The sequence below is a fragment of the Caballeronia sordidicola genome, from assembly GCF_000729995.1.
Lineage (GTDB): Bacteria > Pseudomonadota > Gammaproteobacteria > Burkholderiales > Burkholderiaceae > Caballeronia > Caballeronia sordidicola_A.
Genome location: NZ_JNFG01000038.1, coordinates 58,686 through 65,041, shown reverse-complemented (window position 1 = coordinate 65,041; position 6,356 = coordinate 58,686). Strand labels below are relative to the sequence as shown.

5 protein-coding genes are annotated in these 6,356 nt (G+C 59.3%); 1 reads left to right on the top strand and 4 read right to left on the bottom strand.

What is annotated here, in order from left to right; all coding sequences use genetic code 11:
• Positions 1 to 644: 644 nt before the first annotated feature.
• The 3 genes from FH08_RS0129040 to FH08_RS0129030 are packed head-to-tail and all read right to left on the bottom strand — an operon-like array spanning position 645 to position 3,560.
• A complete protein-coding gene (locus FH08_RS0129040) occupies positions 645 to 1,730 on the bottom strand; it encodes a 2,3-butanediol dehydrogenase (protein WP_051888625.1) in 1,086 nt (361 codons plus the stop codon).
• A gap of 8 nt (positions 1,731 to 1,738) precedes the next feature.
• Positions 1,739 to 2,989 carry an MFS transporter gene (locus tag FH08_RS0129035; RefSeq protein ID WP_031361718.1) on the bottom strand — a complete coding sequence of 417 codons (1,251 nt, stop codon included), beginning with the start codon at positions 2,987 to 2,989 and terminating at the stop codon, positions 1,739 to 1,741.
• A gap of 37 nt (positions 2,990 to 3,026) precedes the next feature.
• Entirely contained in the window at positions 3,027 to 3,560 is a 534-nt protein-coding gene (locus FH08_RS0129030) for a 2,4'-dihydroxyacetophenone dioxygenase family protein (RefSeq protein ID WP_031361717.1), read from the bottom strand.
• A gap of 175 nt (positions 3,561 to 3,735) precedes the next feature.
• On the opposite strand from FH08_RS0129030, the gene FH08_RS0129025 reads away from it, so the two are divergent.
• Entirely contained in the window at positions 3,736 to 4,740 is a 1,005-nt protein-coding gene (locus FH08_RS0129025) for a helix-turn-helix domain-containing protein (RefSeq protein WP_051888622.1), read from the top strand.
• 188 nt (positions 4,741 to 4,928) lie between these two features.
• On the opposite strand, the gene FH08_RS0129020 is transcribed toward FH08_RS0129025, so the two are convergent.
• Positions 4,929 to 6,056 carry an OpgC domain-containing protein gene (locus FH08_RS0129020; protein ID WP_051888621.1) on the bottom strand — a complete coding sequence of 376 codons (1,128 nt, stop codon included), beginning with the start codon at positions 6,054 to 6,056 and terminating at the stop codon, positions 4,929 to 4,931.
• Between the last annotated feature and the right edge of the window lie 300 nt (positions 6,057 to 6,356).

Below are 6,356 nucleotides of genomic sequence, written 5' to 3'. Positions count from 1 at the left end.
GTTTCCAATAGAGAAATGAATGAGGTTTTGTAGACACGTGCGGCGCTTAGGATTCCTATCCCAGTCGATGCCGACCGCGCAGTGCGAGCCACCTTTTTTTTCATCGTCTGGATTCGTGTGAGAGGCGATGAACCGGTTCGTCTGCGAGTGAATGAATATTAAGACGGGGTGCCTCCGATGCCCCTCGGAACTCTCTTAAAGAATTAGGACAAAATTGAGAATTCTTAATTGCGGAATGGTGCGTGGGCCGGGGTGAAGCGAGCGCGTTCATGAACGCCAAAAGGCGTCCGCGAGGACGCCTTTTGGCTTTTAGCCGGGTTTAGATAGGTGAGGGTTTTCGGGAGGAGGCTTATTTATCTGCCCTAATACAGGAATCGCGAGCCGTCTTCACGAAGGGCCTAATGGCCGAGTGGCTATTCATAGTTCGCTGGATTCCGAGTCAGCAGGCGTCACGCTCGCGGGTGCTCCGATCCCCTGCGCCCGCGCGGGTGGCAGCGAGGTCGCTCGCCCTCGGGCAGCTTCACGTGCCTACCTCCATGCATCGGCCACACTTAACGGCTCCGATCGGTCAATCTTCCCGGCATTTGCAACGGCGCATTCCACTGCCATAGACACACCCGCTTCCATGAAAATCCAAACCCCCGTCACGCTCCCATTCGCCTGAGCCCCTCCACTCCACCCGGCGCGATCAAAACCTTGATCTGCCGTTTATCCCTTGTCAGCACGTCAAACCCGTCAACCACCGCTCGTTCGAGCGAAACCGTCTTCGTCACGATCGCACTCAAGTCGATCGCACCCGCTTCAACGAGCCGTATCAAGTCCGGATAAACATGCCGATACCCCACACTCGACCTAATCGAAAGCTCGTCATTCACCACCCGAAATGCATCAAATCCGGCTCGCTGCATCAGTCCCACCATGACCGTCTCGCCCCCTTTGCGCAGCGATTGCAGCGCGCCTTCAAAGGTCTCCTGAAGACCCGCCGCCTCGAAGCTCACGTCGACCCCACCCCCAGTCATCACACGAACCATCGATGCAATCTCGCCAGCACTCACACTGCGTGCATCAATGACGTCAGTCGCGCCGAGACGGGCTGCCGCGGCGAGACGTTCAGGCGAAACATCGACCGCAACAATAGACGACGCTCCTTGCAACCGCGCCAGCATCACCAGCAAGATGCCGATAGGGCCCAAGCCGAACGCCGCGCACGTGCCGCCAATCCGTAGCGCGCTGCGCCGCAGGGCATGAAGCGCAACTGCCGCGGGCTCCAGCACGGCAGCCTGGACAAACGAAACGCTGTCCGGCAGTCGATGAAGCATATACGCCGGCGTAACCACATACTCAGCCATGCCGCCGTCGCCCATCAAGCCGGCAAAGCCCATGGAGTTGCACAAGTTGTAGTCGCCAATCTGGCAGTAACGGCAACGGCTGCAGCGATACTCAGGTTCAACGCCGACGCGCTCGCCAACGCTCAAGTCGCGCACATTCGCCCCCACCTCCCTCACCGTGCCACAAAACTCATGGCCTAGCGTCAGCGGTGCGATCCGGCCCGACAACACATGCGGAATCACGACCGGAATGGCATGCGGACCGTTTTCATATTCGTGAAGGTCGCTACCGCAAATGCCGCAGTAGGCGACTTCAATCAATACATCGTCAGGTCCCGGAGAGGGCACCGCAATGCGCGTCAGGCGGATATCGCGTGGGCCATGCCACTGCAATGCTTTCATCAACGTGTTCATGCGTCACTCCGCTGGGCGAACTGCGTCAATACCTGGGGACGGCGCGCAAGGGCGGCAGGCGCTGTTTCGATTAGAAACATGGACGCCACACCGGCAAGCAGCGCGCCGCCTGCCGCGATCCACATGGTCACGAACAAGCCGTAACGATCCGCTGCAAAGCCGGCAGCAGTTGGCGCAACAAACCCTCCGATCAGTTCGCCCACGCCCATGATCAATCCGAGCGTGCTTGCCATTGCGGCCGGCGGCACCGTTTCAGCCGGTATCGTGGACATGAAGAGCGTAAAGCAGCCGAGACCGGTGTATGTCGCGAGCATCAGCAAGCCCAGCGCAAGCGGTGATGCAACCTGCATGAACGTAACCGGACAACAGGCCGAAATTAACGCAAAGATCACCATGGCGGGCTTGCGGCCGATACGGTCCGACAGCGCGGGCACAGCAAAGCCCCATATCACCCACGCGGCGCCGAGACAGCTCATGACAAGGCTCATTTGCGCAGCGGTGTAGTGTTTCGCCTCGATCAAAAAACTGGGCGCAAACGAAACGATCACGACGAACCAGGTCACGAACAGGCAGCTTATTAACGCGCACAACATCACGTTCCGATGCAACAGCAAGGTGCGGTAACGGATCCTCGCCGCAGGCTTGGCGACGGCCTGATCGTCGCGAGGCGACTCGCGCACCCAGCGCCAGATGGCGGCCGCAATCAAGACGCCGGGAATACACGATAAATAGAACGCCTGACGCCAGCCGTATGTCATGGCGATATGCACGACCACCGGTGGTCCGATCATGGCCCCGAGCAACCCTGCCGACGATCCTTGCAACAAACCCATGTTCAGGCCGCGCCGTGCCGGCGATGAACTGTCGATCATCAATGACTGCGATATCGGCAAGACGGGCCCTTCTGCAATACCCATCAATGCCCGGAAAGCGATCAGGCCGGCGAACCCGCCAATCAGCCCGGACGCGGCCGAGAAAAAAGAGAAGCCGAGCACCGCTCCGACGAGCAGCGATTTACGGCGGCCATGGACGTCGGACCATGCGCCTGCGAGGGTGCCGGATAGGGCCCACGTCAACGAGAGCACCGACGACGCCATCCCTAACTCGGCGTGTGTGAGTTTCAACTCGGCCGACATGAACGGGAAGAGAAACGACAGGGCGAGACGGTCAAAGAAAACAAAGCCGACCGTCATGAACAATATGGCCAGCAGTCTGTTTTCGTCACTCGGGGCCAGGGTGCGTCGCATTGAGTGTCTCCTGTGCAGCGTGTTTTTTTCGGTAGGCTTATCGAAACAACTTGTCGACAGCGGCCGCGCCGAGTCCCACTTTCTCGTAGTGGTTCCGGCACATCTCGATGTACGAATGCACATCGAAATAGCCGGTTGTCTCGCCGTTCTCGTCGAGCCAGATCAGCGGGCCCGAGACGATGAAGAAAACCCTCATAGGTTCTTCGTGCTCGAACGCAACCAGCGTGTGTCCTTCGCCGGGCGATTCGTACACGAAATCGCCGCGAGTCGCGGTCCAGTCGTGTTCGAGATAGCCCCATTTGCCCGAGATTGTGTAAGCGAAAACTTCGTGCGGATGGTAGTGTCGGTTGACGAGGCCCGCCGATGTCGCCGTCAGGATGTCGCACCATTTGTTCGCCGACGGTGAGATCCAGAGCGGTCTTGAGGACACCGTATCGGTGAACGGAACATATAAGCGCGGATCGTCGGAGGCGGCGTCGGGAATGTAGACCTCGGGCTTGGCATCGGGCTTAAACGGATTGGCAATCGGCGTGATATCGCGCCAGAATTCGTGACTTGCTTTGGTTATCATTTCTCGACTCCTGAAAGGGGGTGTCGTCAATGTATCGGAGCAAGTGACAAAGCAATTGACCAACGCGGACGCGTTCGTTGACCCGGCGGGACGCGCGTCGGCCAGGCTGTATTACCGGTAGGAGGCACAACAGAAAATGGCCGCTATAGAGACGGCCGAACTGGAGACAAGCAACATGGAACGCTCACGTACAACCCTCATGACGCAGGCCTCGACCCTGCGCCTTCCCCAAAACGAGCGGCTCGATTATTGGGATGACTACAACGCACGGACGCTGGTTGGCTTTCGATGCTCGTCCCTGTCGGACAACGGGCTGAATGCCACGCAGTCGAATTACACGTTGTCCTGTCTCGGTATCGCGGATATTCGAGGCAACGAACATTCGGTCGAGCGCAGCCCTGCACTCACGCGACAGTTCCCGAAGCATTCGGTGTTCGCGTGCTGTCTTATAGAGGGACAAGGCTATTTTGTACAGAGCGGACAATGCATCACGGTCAGCGCGGGCGAGACGATCGTCTACGACACGCGCAAGCCTTATGTATTCGGGTTCGTGTCCACGACGCGGCAGTTGCTGATCGACCTGCCGGCAGGCAGGTTCGCGTCCTGCGCAGGCGACGGCGCTGATCGCCTGCCGCTGTTGTTGCCGCCGCTCACAGGCGTTGCGTCGATGCTCGGTACGACGCTGCGCGCGACTATCCTTCAGTTCCTGCTGGAGCAATCGGAATACGCTGCGCCGGCATTCGAAGAGCGAGTCCAGACGCTGCTCAGCTCCATGCTGCGCTGCCGTCTTCACGGCGCGTCGAGTTCGGTGTCGTCGATGTCGTACTTGCTGACAATAAAACAGTATGTTGCCGACCATCTGGGCGACGCCGAACTCACGCCCGATGCAATCGCCAAGGCAGTGGGAATGTCCGTCCGCCATATGAACCGGATTCTTGCCGCTGACGATACCTCGCTGAGCGCCTACATCTGGTCACAAAGAATTGGCAAAGCTCACGCGGACCTCGTCAATCCCCGGTTGCGCCATTGCAGTACCGGGGAAATCGCTTTCCGTTGGGGATTTTCCAGCCAGTCGCACTTCAGCCGCGCCATTCACCGTCGCTTCGGCGTGACGCCGACAGAACTCCGATGCGTTGCGGCCGGTAACACCCAGCGGTGTGAACTCGCGGAGCGGGTTTAAAACCTATCGTTATATAAAAGTCTCAGGTTCGCGCCGAAGAGCACGGGTGACCAGGAGAAATTGAGAAGCGGGCGTCTTTTTATGAGGACCGCTTGGATCTAACGACGTCCTGCGCAGCACGCAGATGCGGACGGCGCAGACCGTTAGTCGCGTTTTTGCCTAGTGAGTGGCGAGGCCGTCCCCGCCGCTCATCGAACCGCGCGGCGCTCCCCTTCTCTCTTCGACACAGGCACTACCGGCCTTGAACGCATTGCATCGAAGACACGCTGGCGATGTGGAATCGCGAGCAACAGGCCCAACGCGAGAGCATCGGCAGCAAGACCCAGCGGAACGTCGATCAGCCCGTTGGTGAGCGTGAACAACACTGAATCGACCGTCAGCGAAATCACCGCGCCCGCCACGAAACACACAAGGCCATCCCGGCCGACCGCGCCGACCCACGGCAAACGCCGCGCAATCTGTTTCACCACTCCACGGCGTGCCAGGTCGCTTGCAAGCCAGGCAATACTCAAGAAATTGACGATGCGCACGCCGGCCAGATTGCGCTTTAGATCGCCATCGAGGGAAACGGGGAGCACGAGCAACTTGTAATACGCCATGCCCGCGACGATCGCGAGCGCGGCGACGCTGACAACCCAGCCGAACCGGTACGAACTCACTCGCTGATAGACAGGCTGGCAGCACGCGAGCACGCCGAGAACGAACATCAACTGCCACGCGGCAGGATTGAAGTCCCACAGCAAGTCGTCCGCCGATGGCAAATACTCGGCAACAGGCGCCGCCACGGCCCACAGCGCGACACTTGCACCGAGCAGAAGCCACGGCTTGCTACGCGCCAGCGGCAAGACAAACGGCACGGCCAGCGCGAAGAACGCATACATGGGCAGCACGGACGATAAATATGGCTGACGGCGCAAGAGCAGCACGTCAGTGATCGCCGTGAACGGCGCAGCGAGAAAGCTGTCCAGGTCGGCGATAGCAAGATTCGGCGCGCTGCCGAAAAACGGCCGCAACAAGAAACTCGTCAGCAACATGAGGACGGCGGTCACGACAAACGCGCGGTAGATCTCGAACGCTCGACGGAAAAACCGTGCCCGGGCGGCGGATTCCGAGCGACGGGCGGCCATTGACACATAGGCCGTGGCTGTGGCGAAGCCGCCGAGAAAGACAAACACTTCCGCGGCGTCGTTGAGCGCGAACGCGTGCAGCGTCACACGGGAAAGCATGCTGCCGCCAATGTGATCGACTACGATCACCAGCAGCACGAGACCCCGAAAAAAATCCAGTTCGACCAGGCGTTGCGATTTTCCCTGCATGTGGAACCTGAAAAATACCGCTGGACACAAGCAGCGAAGATTTTGGGGGCGCCGCCTTACGTACGGTTCCGGCTAAAGTACGCGTGGGTTCGGCACGACGAGCAGCACTAGAGTTTACCCGCATTTGCGCGACGCACCATTTAGATCGATCGGTCGACGCCACCGCCCCGTCCGGCGAACTTTTTGGCTCTGCGCCGCTCTCAATTATTTCATTAAGCTTTCACTTTTGCTTGGCGCGTCACGTATCATCGCGATCGGCCGCCGGGCAGGCGACTAAACCGTTTCTTCCCACTTTCCCAA

Bases quoted from the DNA above. Each gene is read 5' to 3' on its own strand.
- FH08_RS0129035 (WP_031361718.1), bottom strand. From the start codon at position 2,989: ATGCGACGCACCCTGGCCCCGAGTGACGAAAACAGACTGCTGGCCATA.
- FH08_RS0129040 (WP_051888625.1), bottom strand. From the start codon at position 1,730: ATGAAAGCATTGCAGTGGCATGGCCCACGCGATATCCGCCTGACGCGC.
- FH08_RS0129025 (WP_051888622.1), top strand. From the start codon at position 3,736: ATGGAACGCTCACGTACAACCCTCATGACGCAGGCCTCGACCCTGCGC.
- FH08_RS0129020 (WP_051888621.1), bottom strand. From the start codon at position 6,056: ATGCAGGGAAAATCGCAACGCCTGGTCGAACTGGATTTTTTTCGGGGT.
- FH08_RS0129030 (WP_031361717.1), bottom strand. From the start codon at position 3,560: ATGATAACCAAAGCAAGTCACGAATTCTGGCGCGATATCACGCCGATT.